The 14843-nt window shown below is 38.3% G+C and carries 18 protein-coding genes; 1 reads left to right on the plus strand and 17 read right to left on the minus strand.

Annotated features, from left to right (window positions below):
- Positions 1-102: 102 nt before the first annotated feature.
- The 15 genes from ACFFHF_RS21390 to spoIIM form a co-directional block, all read right to left on the minus strand.
- Entirely contained in the window at positions 103-1584 is a 1482-nt protein-coding gene (locus ACFFHF_RS21390) for a spore germination protein (protein ID WP_160546492.1), read from the minus strand.
- Positions 1577-2146 carry a stage V sporulation protein SpoVABEA gene (gene spoVAEA / locus ACFFHF_RS21395; RefSeq protein WP_160546592.1) on the minus strand — a complete coding sequence of 190 codons (570 nt, stop codon included), beginning with the start codon at positions 2144-2146 and terminating at the stop codon, positions 1577-1579. The genes ACFFHF_RS21390 and spoVAEA overlap by 8 nt, the downstream gene beginning before the upstream one ends.
- A 25-nt stretch (positions 2147-2171) precedes the next feature.
- Positions 2172-2594 carry a stage V sporulation protein AB gene (locus tag ACFFHF_RS21400; protein ID WP_160546493.1) on the minus strand — a complete coding sequence of 141 codons (423 nt, stop codon included), beginning with the start codon at positions 2592-2594 and terminating at the stop codon, positions 2172-2174.
- A complete protein-coding gene (locus ACFFHF_RS21405) occupies positions 2584-3207 on the minus strand; it encodes a stage V sporulation protein AA (RefSeq protein ID WP_340904526.1) in 624 nt (207 codons plus the stop codon). Before ACFFHF_RS21405 ends, ACFFHF_RS21400 begins: the two co-directional genes overlap by 11 nt.
- Positions 3208-3328: 121 nt before the next feature.
- Positions 3329-4087, minus strand: coding sequence for an RNA polymerase sporulation sigma factor SigF (gene sigF / locus ACFFHF_RS21410; RefSeq protein ID WP_119709002.1), 759 nt, complete (start codon positions 4085-4087; stop codon positions 3329-3331).
- A 13-nt stretch (positions 4088-4100) separates the two neighbouring features.
- Positions 4101-4541 carry an anti-sigma F factor gene (gene spoIIAB / locus ACFFHF_RS21415; protein WP_160546494.1) on the minus strand — a complete coding sequence of 147 codons (441 nt, stop codon included), beginning with the start codon at positions 4539-4541 and terminating at the stop codon, positions 4101-4103.
- Positions 4542-4544: 3 nt separating this feature from the next.
- A complete protein-coding gene (gene spoIIAA / locus ACFFHF_RS21420) occupies positions 4545-4895 on the minus strand; it encodes an anti-sigma F factor antagonist (protein ID WP_340904530.1) in 351 nt (116 codons plus the stop codon).
- 125 nt (positions 4896-5020) lie between these two features.
- Positions 5021-6190 (minus strand): D-alanyl-D-alanine carboxypeptidase family protein, encoded by a 1170-nt coding sequence (locus ACFFHF_RS21425; protein ID WP_160546495.1) that lies wholly within the window; start codon positions 6188-6190, stop codon positions 5021-5023.
- Between the two features lie 122 nt (positions 6191-6312).
- The gene (locus tag ACFFHF_RS21430) at positions 6313-7617 is read right to left on the minus strand and encodes a pyrimidine-nucleoside phosphorylase (RefSeq protein WP_160546496.1); all 1305 of its coding nucleotides are present in this window, start codon (positions 7615-7617) and stop codon (positions 6313-6315) included.
- 35 nt (positions 7618-7652) lie between these two features.
- Complete coding sequence (locus ACFFHF_RS21435) at positions 7653-8474, minus strand: purine-nucleoside phosphorylase (RefSeq protein WP_340904532.1); 822 nt, start codon at positions 8472-8474, stop codon at positions 7653-7655.
- Between the two features lie 22 nt (positions 8475-8496).
- Positions 8497-9678 (minus strand): phosphopentomutase, encoded by a 1182-nt coding sequence (gene deoB, locus ACFFHF_RS21440; protein ID WP_340904534.1) that lies wholly within the window; start codon positions 9676-9678, stop codon positions 8497-8499.
- Between the two features lie 194 nt (positions 9679-9872).
- On the minus strand, positions 9873-10763 hold the full coding sequence (xerD, locus tag ACFFHF_RS21445; protein WP_377058991.1) for a site-specific tyrosine recombinase XerD: 891 nt from the start codon (positions 10761-10763) through the stop codon (positions 9873-9875).
- A 6-nt stretch (positions 10764-10769) separates the two neighbouring features.
- Positions 10770-10997, minus strand: a complete 228-nt coding sequence (locus tag ACFFHF_RS21450; RefSeq protein WP_119709010.1) for a YqzK family protein — start codon at positions 10995-10997, stop codon at positions 10770-10772.
- Between the two features lie 163 nt (positions 10998-11160).
- Positions 11161-11616, minus strand: a complete 456-nt coding sequence (gene fur / locus ACFFHF_RS21455) for a ferric iron uptake transcriptional regulator (protein WP_160546500.1) — start codon at positions 11614-11616, stop codon at positions 11161-11163.
- A gap of 117 nt (positions 11617-11733) precedes the next feature.
- Positions 11734-12378, minus strand: coding sequence for a stage II sporulation protein M (gene spoIIM / locus ACFFHF_RS21460; RefSeq protein WP_160546501.1), 645 nt, complete (start codon positions 12376-12378; stop codon positions 11734-11736).
- Positions 12379-12524: 146 nt separating this feature from the next.
- Here spoIIM and ACFFHF_RS21465 point away from each other — a divergent pair, with 146 nt between their 5' ends.
- Entirely contained in the window at positions 12525-13088 is a 564-nt protein-coding gene (locus ACFFHF_RS21465) for a GNAT family N-acetyltransferase (protein ID WP_377058992.1), read from the plus strand.
- A 23-nt stretch (positions 13089-13111) separates the two neighbouring features.
- Here the strand turns inward: ACFFHF_RS21465 and ACFFHF_RS21470 are convergent, their stop codons facing one another.
- Positions 13112-14275 (minus strand): endonuclease Q family protein, encoded by a 1164-nt coding sequence (locus ACFFHF_RS21470; protein WP_160546503.1) that lies wholly within the window; start codon positions 14273-14275, stop codon positions 13112-13114.
- Positions 14272-14826, minus strand: a complete 555-nt coding sequence (locus ACFFHF_RS21475; RefSeq protein ID WP_160546504.1) for an NUDIX domain-containing protein — start codon at positions 14824-14826, stop codon at positions 14272-14274. Before ACFFHF_RS21475 ends, ACFFHF_RS21470 begins: the two co-directional genes overlap by 4 nt.
- Positions 14827-14843 lie beyond the last annotated feature (17 nt).

Genomic DNA, 14843 nt, shown 5'->3' on the forward strand with positions numbered 1-14843 from the left:
TGGATACACAAATAGACAGCCAGGCTGTCTATTTGTTAATTAAACCAGTTTGAAATTAAACATTACTTTACCATAGATATAGTAAATTCGCAATATTCCCATTTAACTCCCTTTTGTTTTTTGTCTGTAACGATCTCTAGGCTGCACAATGCTTGGTCTAAGTTTTGTCCCCGGAACCGATCTACGGAAAAGTACTTCAAGAAAGGCTTTAGGATGGAACGGCATGAACGGCCACATATAGGGACTGTTCAAGGATCGAATACTAGTTAAATATAGAATATAGGCTGTTACTCCTATTACAAAACCTGGTAGTTTAAATATCGCTACAACAATTAACAAGAAAAGCTTCATAAGGTTATTTGCAATTCCAAGTTCATAACTTGGAGTGGTAAAAGTTCCAACTGCCGATACCGCTACGTACAATATCACTTCTGGGACAAATAAGCCCACATTAATGGCAATTTCACCAATGAGCACGGCGGCCACTAAGCCCATTGAAGTTGCCAACGGAGTTGGGGTATGAATAGCAGCCAGTCGTAAAAACAAGATACCGAAATCGGCCAAAAACAATTGAACGACTGTTGGAATATTTGTGGTTTTGTTAGGACCAATAAATTTAAGAGCCTTGGGTAATAATTCAGGCTCTAAAACAAATAAAAACCATAAAGGAAGTACGAACAAGGATGCTAATACACCAAGCAAGCGCGTCCAACGTACGACTGTACCAACAAGTGCTGATTCACGATACTCTTCGGCATGATGTAAATGATGAAAATATGTAGTAGGCGTGATAATAACACTTGGTGATGTATCCACATAAATTAAGACATGTCCTTCTAAAATATGTGTTGCTGCAATATCGGCTCTCTCCGTATACCTTACCAAAGGATACGGGTTATAGCCTTGTTTCACGAGGAATTCTTCTACAGCTTTATCTGCCATTGTTAATCCATCAATCTCAATAGCTTCGAGTTCTTTTCTTATAATATTCACAAGATCAGGATTGGCAACATCCTTTAGGTAACCAATTACAATGTCTGTCTTTGATCTCTCACCAACCGTTAACTTTTCGAATCGTAATCTTCCATCTTTTATTCTTCTTCTTGTTAACGCAGTATTCACGATGAAATTCTCTACAAAGCCGTCACGAGAGCCCCTTATTACCTTTTCAGTATCAGGTTCTTGAGGTGTTCTACCTGGATATGCTCTAACATCTATTACTAAAGCTTCTGAATATCCTTCGATAACTATGACAAGTGTTCCTGTTAGAACTTGGTCGACGATTTCACCTATTGTCTTAATTTTAGAAACAGATTGATGAACTAATCGATTTTCTATTAAGGCTAAATAATCGGAAGTGGTTTTCTCATGGTCATTGATTCTTACGATTTCCTCCGTGTTTTGAATAACAACGTTTGTGTCCACGAGACCATTTAAATAATACACATGTACATCCTTTTTCAACACCTTAAACTTTCTGACTCCAATATCAAACGTTTCCTCTAAACCAACATGTTCCTTCATATAATTTTCAAGTTCGTCAAGAGAAGGTATTGGTAGAGGATTGATTGGTTTCTTAGTCATAGAACCCACTCCTTTCTAGGATGATTTGTACCGCTTTGTGTGTGATGGGGGCTCCTATTTTAACATCGTCATTTCTAGCCATTTTACCTATGTCGCCTATACCAACTACTACAGGTGCATGAAGCTCATCTACACAATAGACGGTGTCTCCATTCATTCTTCCAAGTTCTAAATCAGGTTCTCCAAATTTATCTACCCCATAAGGAGTGAGTTCACCGTAACGGTCCACACAAACATCAATTTTAGTCCATTCGGCTTTCCTTGTTTTTGCTGCTACCGCTAATACACCAAGAACTTCTATATCTTTATGTGTTGCTACATACCTCATTGCCTGTTCTCCTGCACCTTCTCCTACGTATCCACTATCATCAAACATGACAAGAACCGGATCATTGGGTGCCTTTTTTATGAGCTTGACCATTTCCTCCCCTGATTTCGTCGTCGGGTTTCCATACGACATAGAGATACATCTTCCACCAATTTCCTTCGCAACATGTTCGACTGCTTTTCTTGCGTATTCATCTCCATCTGTTACAAGAATTACGCGGCGCCGTCTATCCATAGGAAATGTTCCTTTCTTTACTTTTTTACTCATTTACGAAGTACATCCAATGAAACAGGGAACCGAATATCTTACCAAACACAAAGGCCATCATCAAGATCATGATTTTGTCTTCAATTCTTACTCTTTTTGCTAGGATAGGAAAAACATTTAAAACTTCTGTTAAGGCTGCTGCAAGTAAACCAACAAATACTCCTCCAGCAAGTCCTAAAGGAATGAGTATTATAGAAGGTAAAAAAAGAGCAGGATCTCTTAAAGAGGCAATTGTCCCAGCAACTGCACCGAAAACAACAGACCCTTCGTACCAGTGAATCATCTTCATGGTTTTAGATAATTGTGTAAGTCTTGGAATAACTCCTAAAACGGTTAGGAAAGCGACAAATCCCGAACCAACTGCAATTCCTCCCGCAAGACCGATAAAAATGATGAATACGATATTAATGATCATGATGATTTCGTTTCATACTTTCTTCATTTTCATTAATGATTACATAGCGGTCCAGGTCTTGCTGATAGTTGAACATTTCCACTTCAAGCGGACTAGGTTCTTCATTTAAACGTTTTTTAAATACATGGTTAAAAAATAAGATCATACCTAACCCTAGTCCAATTGAATAAGGGATCTGAAATATAAGTGGTTTTATATTTTCCTTACCCGTAATAATTTTATAAATCCGCTGATGGACCGCTTGCATACTAACATCTTCATGGAAATTCATAATGGCGAGTGCTGCACCAAAAAACAATAGAAGCCAAATAAGAATAAAAAGAGGAATAGATACCCCGATTTTTTTATATACCACTTCAACAATCGTTTGTGTTTGACCAATAATCTCAATATTTATTTGCTCAACCACATTTGTTAAGATTGGTATTACTTTCATCACATCCAAAATAATAATATTTTGGTCTTTCTCTGACACAGTATAAACAATACATTCCTTTACCTTTTCTAATAGTGAATCTTCAGCGATTATTTGCGCAACATCCTGAAGTTTTATGGAATCATGAGGTCGAACTTGGAGGCGATGTCGCATTCGGATGTAAATCGTATTTTCCACAACGTTCACTCCCACACAGTGATTTCCTCGTATAAATAGTATGCTTTGGATTGTTTCCCTTCATGTTCACCAATAAGTGGTTAGGCTGGATCAAATAACCAATAAAAAAAGATCGAACGGATTATAAATCCATTCGATCTTTCATTTGTTGTAATATCTTTTTTTCCAGTCTTGATACTTGAACTTGCGATATTCCTAGCCGTTCTGCTACCTCTGATTGCGTTTGGTCCTTATAATAACGCAAATATACAATCAGTCTCTCGCGTTCATCCAGCTCTCGAATTGCTTCTTTTAATGCAATTTTATCAAACCATTTTCCTTCATTCCCATCATCAATTTGATCAAGTAAGGTGATAGGATCACCATCATTTTCATACACAGTTTCATGGATAGAAGATGGTTGCCGACTTGCTTCTTGAGCTAAAATGATATCTTCTGGGGTCAGATTCAAATGTTCTGCTATTTCGGAAACAGTTGGTATTCTTCCTAGGTTTTTGGACAATTCGTCCTTTGCTCTTCTTATTTTATTGCCCATTTCTTTTAAGGAACGGCTCACTTTGACAGATCCGTCATCTCGGATGAAGCGTTGGATTTCTCCAATGATCATTGGTACTGCGTAGGTTGAAAATTTCACATCATAAGATAAATCAAATTTATCGACAGATTTCAATAAGCCTATGCATCCAATTTGGAATAAGTCATCTGGTTCATAGCCTCGATTGAGAAAGCGTTGAACAACTGACCAAACAAGACGCATATTTTTTTGCACAATTGTATCTCGAGCTTCTTGATCTCCATCTTGACTTCTCTTGATTAGATCCTTCACTTCATGATCCTTTAAATACGTTTGTTTGCTATCAGTCTTTACCTCCACATCCATAAGCAATACTCCCTTAATTGCATAGCATTTGGCTCTTTGCTAAATGCTTTCTTAATCGAATTGTGGTACCTATTCCTAGCTCTGAATGAACGTCGATTTCATCCATAAAATTTTCCATAATCGTAAAGCCCATTCCTGATCTTTCTAACTCTGGCTTGGTTGTAAATAAAGGCTGTCTTGCTTCCTCAATATCCAAAATTCCAGAGCCCTCGTCTTTTATCTCTAACTCAATAAAACTATCCTCAATCTTTACTGAGATAAAGACCGTACCTGAAGGATCGTTGTTGTACCCGTGAATAATGGCATTTGTCACTGCCTCAGAAACGACAGTTTTAATTTCCGTCAATTCATCCATATTTGGGTCTAGCTGTGCCACAAAGGCTGCTACCGTGACACGTGCGAAAGATTCATTTTGACTTAAAGCTGTAAATTGAAGCTGCATTTCATTTTTCATTGTTTACGCTACCCCCAATACTCGAAGAGCAAATTCTTCTGTCGGCTCCAAACGGATAATTTTAAATAAGCCTGACATATCAAAAAGTCTTTGAATAGGAGGCGAAATTGCACAAACAACCATTTCACCATGCTGCTGCTTAATTTGCTTGTATCTCCCAAGAATCACACCTAAACCTGAACTATCCATAAAATCTAACTGCTCTAGGTTAAGAATAATATGACGTATATCATTTGTTTCAATGGCTTTGGTTGCTTCTGCACGAAGTACATCTGCAGAATGGTGGTCCAATTCGCCGCTAAGTCGTAACAATAGGACATCGTTCTTTGTTTCCATATCAATGTGTAGACTCACTATCCATAGCCTCCTTATGTGGTATAAGGAGTCTTTTTCGATATTGGGTTGATGATTTCCTTCTTACAGACAAAACTAGTGTTCTTTCGCTAAAAAAAGTATGAATAAAAAAACATTCGACATATTTATTTGGTCGTTTTAGTGAACATTCCAAACGCTCGTTTATAAAGCGTCCACCAATTTGCTTCGTTAATAGATTCTTTAGCTACTAGTGGACTTGAAACAAGCGTTTCTCCATTTCTCACGAGCTTTAATGTACCAATGGTTTGCCCTTTTTCAATTGGTGCTTTTACATCTTTTTCATAAGTGATTTCCTTCTTAACATCATCTACTTTTTCACCTTTTTTCGTTAACAGGGAAATCGGTTCACTCGTAAGAGCCTCGACCTTGCTCTCACTTCCCTTACTCACCTTTACTTCACCTACTGAAAAACTTCTTTCATACATTGGATGAGTTTGATACTGTGCAAAAGCATAGTCCAGCATCTTTGAAATTTGAGCATTTCGTTCTTTAGAGGTTGGAGCACCAAAAACAACTGCAATCACACGCATTCCATCTTTCTCAGCGGTTGCCGTTAAGCAGTATTTTGCCTCATTCGTAAATCCGGTTTTTAACCCATCTACTCCAGGATAAAAACGAACAAGACGATTTGTATTAACAAGCCAAAACTTTTTATCGCTTTGTTCACGTAGGTAGGCTTCGTATGTACCTGTAAACTTTGTTATTCCTTCATATTTTAATAGCTCTTTTGCCATTACTGCCATGTCATGAGCTGTACTATAATGTCCATCCTCCGGTAAACCGGTAACATTTTTAAAGACCGTATTTTTCAAGCCTAGATCTTTTACCTTTGTATTCATCATCTCGACAAAAGCTTCTTCTGAACCTGCAATTCTTTCCGCCATCGCAACGGAAGCGTCATTTGCAGAACCGATCGCTATCCCTTTGAGCATTTCTTCAGTCGTCATTTCTTCGCCAGGCTCTAGGAAAATTTGAGAACCTCCCATCGAGGCTGCATATTCACTTGTTCGAATTTTTTCGTCCCATTTTATTTTCCCTAGGTCGATAGCCTCCATAATTAACAGCATCGTCATGATTTTTGTCATACTTGCAGGTGGAAGCATTTCATCACTGTTTTTGTTATAAAGAATTGTTCCTGTATCTCTTTCAATTAATACGGCTGACTTTGCATTATCAACAAGCTCAACACCCGTTGTTTTCTCTTCAGCAAAAGTTGGGGTTGCAATAGATGTTAAAAAAGTAAAAGCCATTAATAATGATAGAATCTTCTTCATAGCACATAGCCCTCCATTCTTTATACATCCATTTTTCACCAAGAAATGAGAAAATATACAAAAAGAACCAATCAAAGAAAAAAATAAAAAACCTTCCTAATATTGGGAAGGTTTTACACTTACTATTCCGTTATTTCTTCATGAACGAGTATTGGAGCAGAGACTTTTTCTTTCGTGATTGTAATGCTGTTATAAATCTTTTCTTTTACTTCTTGAACATCCTCAAAATTACTATAAATGGTGACAATGGATTCTCCTACTTGAACTTGATCTCCAATTTTCTTTTTCAATAAAAGTCCAACGGCTAAATCAATCTCTGATTCCTTCGTCGCTCTACCAGCTCCTAAAAGCATGGCTGCTGTTCCCATTTCATCTGCAATAATTTCTGCTAAATAGCCTTCTTCCTTCGCTTCTACTTCTATCTTAAAGCTTGCTTGAGGGAGTCTTGCTGGATCGTCAACAACAGAATCATCTCCTCCTTGAGATCGAAGGAAGACTTTCAATGTTTCAAGAGCTGAACCATCCTTTATAGCATTCTTTAGCATTTGACGTGCCTCTTCTACATTTGTAGCTTTTTCTGCTAACAAGACCATGTGGCTACCAAGGGTTAAACAAAGTTCTGTTAAGTCCTCTGGTCCTTCCCCTTTTAACGTATCAATGGCTTCCTTTACTTCTAAAGCATTTCCAATAGCAAACCCTAAAGGCTGACTCATGTCAGAGATGACAGCCATCGTTCTCCGGCCAACATTGTTACCGATTCGTACCATTGCTTTTGCAAGTTCACGAGAATCCTCAAGCGTTTTCATAAACGCTCCAGCACCAGTTTTTACATCTAACACAATCGCATCGGCGCCCGCTGCAATTTTTTTACTCATTATGGAGCTAGCGATTAATGGAATACTTTCTACTGTACCTGTTACATCTCTTAAGGCATAAAGCTTTTTATCAGCTGGTGTTAAGTTCCCACTTTGACCAATAACCGCTAGTTTATTTTGGTTCACTAGACGGACAAACTCTTCATTTTCTAATTCCACATGAAAACCTTCAACAGATTCAAGCTTATCAATGGTTCCACCTGTATGTCCGAGCCCTCTTCCGGACATTTTGGCAACAGGAACGCCTACAGAAGCGACCAATGGTCCTAATACGAGAGTGGTTGTATCTCCCACTCCTCCTGTCGAGTGTTTATCCACCTTGATTCCATGTATCGCAGATAGATCGATTTGATCCCCTGACTCAACCATAGCCATCGTTAGAGTTGCTCTTTCGGCCTCTGACATCCCTTGAAACACGATTGCCATTGTAAGAGCACTCATTTGATAATCAGGAATGCTTCCATCGGTGTAGCCTTTTATACAAAATTGAATTTCTTCTGTTGTTAATTCTTTGCCATCACGTTTTTTCTCAATAATATCAACCATTCTCATTTTTCTCACCGCTTCATAAGGAATATTGTTTTCTTTTATGCTCCTATTTCCTTAACCACTGCTTTAACTAATCTTAAAAAGTCATGCTTTACTTTTTCAGTTGTTTCTATTACTTCTTCGTGATTTAATGGCTGGTCTAATATTCCTGCTGCCATATTGGAAATACAAGAGATGCCTAGAACCTTTAAGTTGGCATGTCTTGCTACAATAACCTCCGGAACAGTTGACATTCCCACTGCGTCGCCACCCATCACACGTAACATACGAACTTCAGCTGGTGTCTCATATGTAGGTCCCGTGTTTCCAACGTACACTCCCTCTTGAAGTGTAAGACCTAATCCATTCGCTACCTGCTTTGCTTTCTCACGTAAATCTCTTGAATAGGCCTCAGACATATCAGGGAAGCGTACCCCTAATCTTGAATCATTTGGTCCGATTAACGGATTCGATCCCATATTATTGATATGATCGGTAATTAACATTAAATCACCTGGATTAAAGGACTCATTAACACCGCCCGCTGCATTTGTGACAATTAGTAGCTCTACACCAAGTTCTTTCATTACACGAACAGGAAATGTTACTTTATCAAAGCTATAACCCTCGTAGTAATGAAATCTCCCTTGCATGGCGACGACCTCAACACCTTCTAACGTCCCGAATACAAGCTGTCCAGCATGTCCTTCTACTGTTGAAACGGGGAAATCTGGAATTTCATTGTATGGAATTTTTGTTGGCTCAACAATCTCATCCGCAAGCACACCCAGCCCCGAACCAAGGATCAGTCCAATTTTTGGTGTTTTTTTGTATTTACCTTTTAAAAAAGAAGCTGAATTATTTATGTTTAACACGTTCATCTTACAAAACCCCTTTAAGAATTTAATTTAATTCGTTTAAAAAGCTTTTACCGTACTTTGGCAGTTTCACTTGGAAATTCTCTGCTACGGTTGCTCCAATATCTGCAAACGTCTCACGAATCGGCAGTTTTTTTCCACCCTTCATGATAGGTGAATACACCAATAAAGGAACATATTCACGTGTATGGTCTGTTCCAGGGTGAACCGGATCATTTCCGTGATCAGCCGTAATGATTAACAAATCGTCGTCTTTTAATTTTTCAAATACTTCAGGTAAACGAGCGTCATATTCTTCTAGAGCTTTTCCGTAGCCAATTGGATCTCTACGATGTCCATATAACGCATCAAAATCAACTAGATTTAAAAAGCTCAAGCCTGTAAAATCCATATCAAGCGTTTGAACAAGCTTATCCATTCCATCCATATTCGACACCGTACGTAAAGACTCTGTTACTCCTTCACCGTCGTAAATATCTGATATCTTCCCTATCGCAATTACGTCAAACTTACTATCCTTTAATTCATTCATCACTGTTCTGTCAAATGGTTTTAATGCATAATCATGGCGGTTCGCTGTTCTCTTAAAATTCCCTGGTTCTCCTACAAATGGTCTGGCAATAATTCTACCGACCATGTATTTTTCATCCAAGGTTAGCTCTCTAGCTATTTTACAAATTTTATATTGCTCTTCAATTGGAACAATATCTTCATGTGCCGCAATTTGTAAAACGGAATCAGCAGATGTATAGACAATTAACGCACCTGTCTTCATATGTTCTTCGCCCAGTTCATCGAGTATTTCCGTTCCACTGGCAGGCTTATTTCCAATAATTTTTCTACCTGTCTTTTCTTCTAGTTCAGCTAATAATTCATCCGGGAAACCATCCGGAAACACTTTAAACGGGGTTTTTATATTGAGTCCCATAATCTCCCAATGACCTGTCATCGTATCTTTTCCATTTGAGGCTTCTTGCATTTTTGTATAGTAAGCTAGCGGGGAATCTGCTTTTTCAATTCCACCTATTGATTCAATATTACTCAGGCCAAGCTTCGCCATATTTGGCATATGTAAACCATTCATTCTTTCTGCAATATGACCTAATGTATTTGAACCTTTATCTCCAAATCTCTCAGCATCTTTTGCTTCTCCGATCCCAACTGAATCCATCACAACTAAAAAAATCCGTTTATATTGATAAGGCATTCAATTTCCTCCTTAAAATTAACCGTTTACAACTCTCTTCAAATAGCTTTCCCCATTATTCATCTAACAGTTCAATATCTTACAACGTCAGAAGTCTGACATCTCCATTGTACAAGAAGTTTTGTATAAAACACAACGAAAAGCTGCTATCTTTCATGGCAGCTTTTTGAACATTCGTACTCTCTCTTAATCTATCAGGCTCTTGGGTGGAATTGACTATACACGTCCTTTAAACGTGTTTTCGTTACATGTGTGTATATTTGCGTAGTCGATATATCCGAATGTCCTAGCATTTCTTGAACGGCTCTTAAATCTGCTCCGTTCTCGAGAAGATGGGTCGCAAAGGAATGTCTAAGTGTATGAGGAGTTAGATCCTTTTCAATGCCTGCTTCCTTCGTTAACCCCTTTAAAATCTTCCAGAATCCCTGTCTGGTTAATCTTCTTCCATGATGGTTGACGAACAACGATTCTTCCCGTTGGTTCTTAATGAATTGCGGGCGCCCCTTGTTTAAATACTCTTGAATCGCTGTTGCGGCTGTTCGGCCTAATGGAATTATTCGTTCTTTATTTCCCTTACCGATACAACGAACAAATCCCATCGTTAAATGGGCATCATCAAGATTCAATCCTATTAGTTCACTCACACGAATTCCTGTTGCATATAAAAGCTCCAGCATTGCTTTATCTCGCAGGCCATAGTGGGTGGTAAGCTTCGGTGCCTCTAACAATCTTTCTACCTCTTGCAGATTCAACACCTTTGGAAGTGTTCGTTCTAGCTGAGGTGTTTCAATTTGTACAGAAGGATCCTGCTCAGCTACTTTTTCACGTAATAAGAACTGATGAAAAGCACGTATAGAGGCTATATTTCTGGCGATCGTTCTTGAGGATTTTCCTTGTTCTTTTAAATGACCTAAAAAGTGTACAATCTGAATCCGGCCGATCCCGTCAATGGATTGAACATTTTCTACTGTCTTTATATATTTTACATACGCTTTTAAATCTCGTTCGTACGATACAATCGTATTTTTAGCTAATGCTTTTTCAACTATTAGAAAGTGCATAAAGTCCTTTAACTCATCTTCCATCTAACATTACTCCCCATTTAAGTAAAAAAGAACGATGCGATCAAACCAAGTAGATTTTTCAGTATCTACATTCGCTGACACTTTTACCGCTGTCCCGTTTGGTTCATCGTATCGATGATAATCTTGATACTCTTCATTTACCCACATAATACCATAATAAAAGAGGATTGTGCATCCGGTAAAAAGGATAAATACCTTCAAGGTTTGAAAAACGAGCTGGAACCACGTTTTCATTTCTGGTGTCCCCCAAGTCCAAAATAAAGTATTGGTTCTTTCTCTTAAAGAACCTACTAGTAAAGGGTATGCCAGTTTGGACAAGAATTATACCTAAAGGGCAGTATCTGTTTAAAAAAGAACAAAAATAAAAAACCTTTCCATTTGAAAAGGTTTTGCTGATTTATTCTTCATCCTCTACTTTGTCATGGCAGCGGTGGCAAATACCATGAAAGGTTAAACGGTGGTCCTTAATCTTAAAGTTCCAGCGGCGCTCTACCGTTTCTTCCACATCTTCAAGTAGATCTTCTTGTATTTCGTCAACTGCTCCACATTCAATACATACTAAATGGTGATGGAAGTGTGCTGCACCTTCTTGTCTCAAGTCGTACCTTGAAACTCCATCTCCAAAGTTTATTTTATCAACAATTTTCAATTCAGTAAGTAATTCCAAAGTTCGATAAACAGTTGCCAATCCAATCTCAGGCGATTTTTCTTTTACAAGGAGGTATACATCTTCCGCACTTAAATGATCCTCTTCATGCTCTAATAACACTCGAACGGTTGCTTCGCGCTGAGGTGTTAACTTGTAACTGGACGAATGTAACTGTTTTTTTATTCTATCAATTCGATTTTCCATCACGAAAGTCCTCCCTCGCCACTGTCAATACCCATTATAACAGATGGTAATAGACTTTCAAAATAAAATAATTACAAATAAGCGAAAATAAATATTATCATATAAAAATAATTATTATTAAGAATGTACCGATTCAACAATTGTTTTCATTAATAAAGGAGATATATATGCCTCAATGGCAGCTGCTATCGCAATGAATACAAGAGCGGCTAAAAAGGCTGCAACGTATCCACCTAGCAACGGCATGATTGGCTGGCCCTGTTTTTTCATAAATTGTCTTCGAATCATCTTTAGTGAGAATGCTACTGACAGGGTCGCACCGATAATAAAAACGGGAATAACTAATAGATTTTGCGGAAGTACAGATACAAATGATAAAACAAAACCTTCCCAGCCCATTTGATTCACTAAAAAACCAACCGTAAACCCAACAACCATTCCTTTCATAAACAAAAGTATGAGTGTGATCGGCAAGCCGATAATTGATACACCTAAAACCCACATGAGCCCTACAAACTTACTGTTATGAAAGAAACTTTGATAAAACAAATCTTTTGATGCCGCTACTTTTCCGTCTGATACTTGTCCGAAAAACTGTGACAAATAATAAAACAAGTCTTCCTTCTGGGTAAAGCTTAAACTATTGACGATAATCGCTCCAAAGATGACCCCCATCAGAAATAACACCACGACAAATAAATAAATCGAGGAGTGCTCGCGGAAATGCATGGCTACGACGTTCTGGTATTTTCTTTTCTTCAATTGCTTTTCCTCCCCTTACAACTCAGTTAGTAAAATGTATGCAAACTCTAGTAATGGTATGACTAGATAGATTCTAAAATCTCTTGCCTTAACCATAACTTTCCAGTTATAATACTCGAAATCTCATTTTTTGGAGGGAAAAGATAATGAAACCTATATTAATAGATTTTCCAGAAAAAATAGAATCAGAGCGGCTCTATATTCGTCCTTGTATGCCTGGAGACGGTCATCTTGTATATGAAGCCATTCAAGCCTCCCTTAATGAGTTACAGCAGTGGCTCCCATTCGCTCATCATAGTCAAACGCTTGAAGAGGTAGAAGAAGGGGTTAGAAAATCGTATGCACAATTTATATTAAAAGAGGATATTCGTCTTCATATTTTTAGAAAAGAGGATCACCAATTTATTGGTTCAACTGGGCTGCACCGAATCAATTGGGAGGCAGGTTGCTTTGAGATCGGATATTGGTGTGATAGCCGTTTTACAAAAAAGGGGTATATTACTGAATCAACAACTTCTTTAATAAAAACTGTATTTGAAGATTTGCAAGCGAATCGCGTCGAAATCCGTTGTGATCCGGATAATATCGCCAGTCGCAGCATTCCAGAAAAACTCGGATTTACACTAGAAGCGACCTTAAAAAACAATAGTAAAAGCGCAGATGGAAAAACACTTAGGGATACTTGTGTTTTTTCAAAGCTAAAAAAATAGAAGAGACAGTATCTTTGTCTCTTCTATTCAATGATCTTCCCATATCTTCCTCCACCGCCCGCATGGAAATGAAGGTCTCCGTTTCTAGCTGCAACAATTAATTCTGCCACGCGTTTTGGAACAACCTCATATAAAGCTTCTTCCGGCACGTGATGGAGAATGGCCATTTCCGTTCCAAAATGATCTAGTAATTTTTGAAAAAGCTTTGGTCCGAGCCCTGGAATAAAGTCTAAAGGAACTTGATGAATATATGGAGGACGCCCCTGCCTTCCCTCTTTAGAGGTTTGAAGCTCTCGTATTCTTGTGGCAACTCCTTTGATGAATTTTGAATGGCCACAAGCTGCGCATGATTGATCGGACAACTGAACTTTTTCATTGCAGTGAGCACATACGGTTTCGTGATACTTTCCAAGCAATGGATCAAGACCATAGTTTGCTTCCACATACTGACCATCCTGGTTGTATAAAGCCTCCTGAAAGCTAGTAAAAGACAACTCTTTCATTTTTATCTGTTGATACTCTCTAGCGATTTTTCCTAATGAGTGTGCATCTGAATTCGTCACATACGAATAACGGTGAAGCTCACCTATTTGGTCTGCCATTTGCGTATTAGCACTTAAGCCAAGCTCTATGCCATCTATTAAGTTCGGATCAAATACCTCGGTGAGTGTCTGTTTTACCCCTTTTCCAAACAAGCTTTTAAAAGGAGTAAATACATGGGCTGGAATAAATAATCCTCCTAGCTCCTTCACCTTTTTCTGCAACTCGAGCCCTGTAACATAGATCCGCTGTGAGCTTAGGTTGATATTTTTCAAATGATTCGAAAGCCATTGAGAAAATTCCTTTAATCGAGCCATGTCAGGTAAAAAGGCTAGTATATGAATAGGTCCCATGCAGTTATCGTCATAGATTTCAAGTTCAGAACCCATAAGGATAAGCATGTCTCCATACAATAAACCACCTCTAGGGGCCTCTATTACTTCCCCTCCACTTATCAATGCTTCTATTTCTTGTATGACCTCAGGTGAATGGCAATCGATGATTCCAATGATATCCAATCCTTTGATCGTTCTCGCATGCTGAATAATATTTGTAAACGTTAATGATTTTGACCCCGTAATTTTCACTGCCTTCCCATTCCATGTTCTCCCAATATGGATGTGAAGGTCGGCGAAGTATGAGTTCATTTCTTTAATGCCTCTTGAAGTTGTAAGTATTGAACAGCGTAGGCTGTTTTTGCATCATATATTTTTCTCTCTTCTATGTACTCTAGTGCTTCTTCAAGCGTTAGCTCTACTAATGTTACAAATTCATCCTCATCTGGTGGTGCAGCGTCTTCTTTTTTCTCTAGTCCTCGTGCCACATATAAATGAACAAGTTCATCCGCGAAGCCAGGTGATGTGTAAAAAGATATCAGCCAGTCTAAGCTTTCACATACATAACCTGTCTCTTCTTCTAACTCACGCTTCGCACAAAGAGATGGTTCTTCTCCTTTTTCAAGCTTTCCTGCAGGAATTTCTACTACATCTCTTTCCAAAGCCTTTCTGTATTGCTCAACCATTACGATTTTTCCGTCATTCGTTATCGCAATAACCGCAACTGCACCGGGATGTTTAATCAGCTCGCGTTTTGAATATTTTCCATTCGGAAGCTCCACATCGTCTACCTGTAACGAGATGATTTTCCCAGAGAAGATCTTTTCCGATTTTATTGTTTTTTCTTCAAAGGATGAACTCATTTGTCTCCACTCCTGTT

It is taken from the genome of Robertmurraya beringensis, from assembly GCF_042433785.1.
Lineage (GTDB): Bacteria > Bacillota > Bacilli > Bacillales > Cytobacillaceae > Robertmurraya_A > Robertmurraya_A beringensis.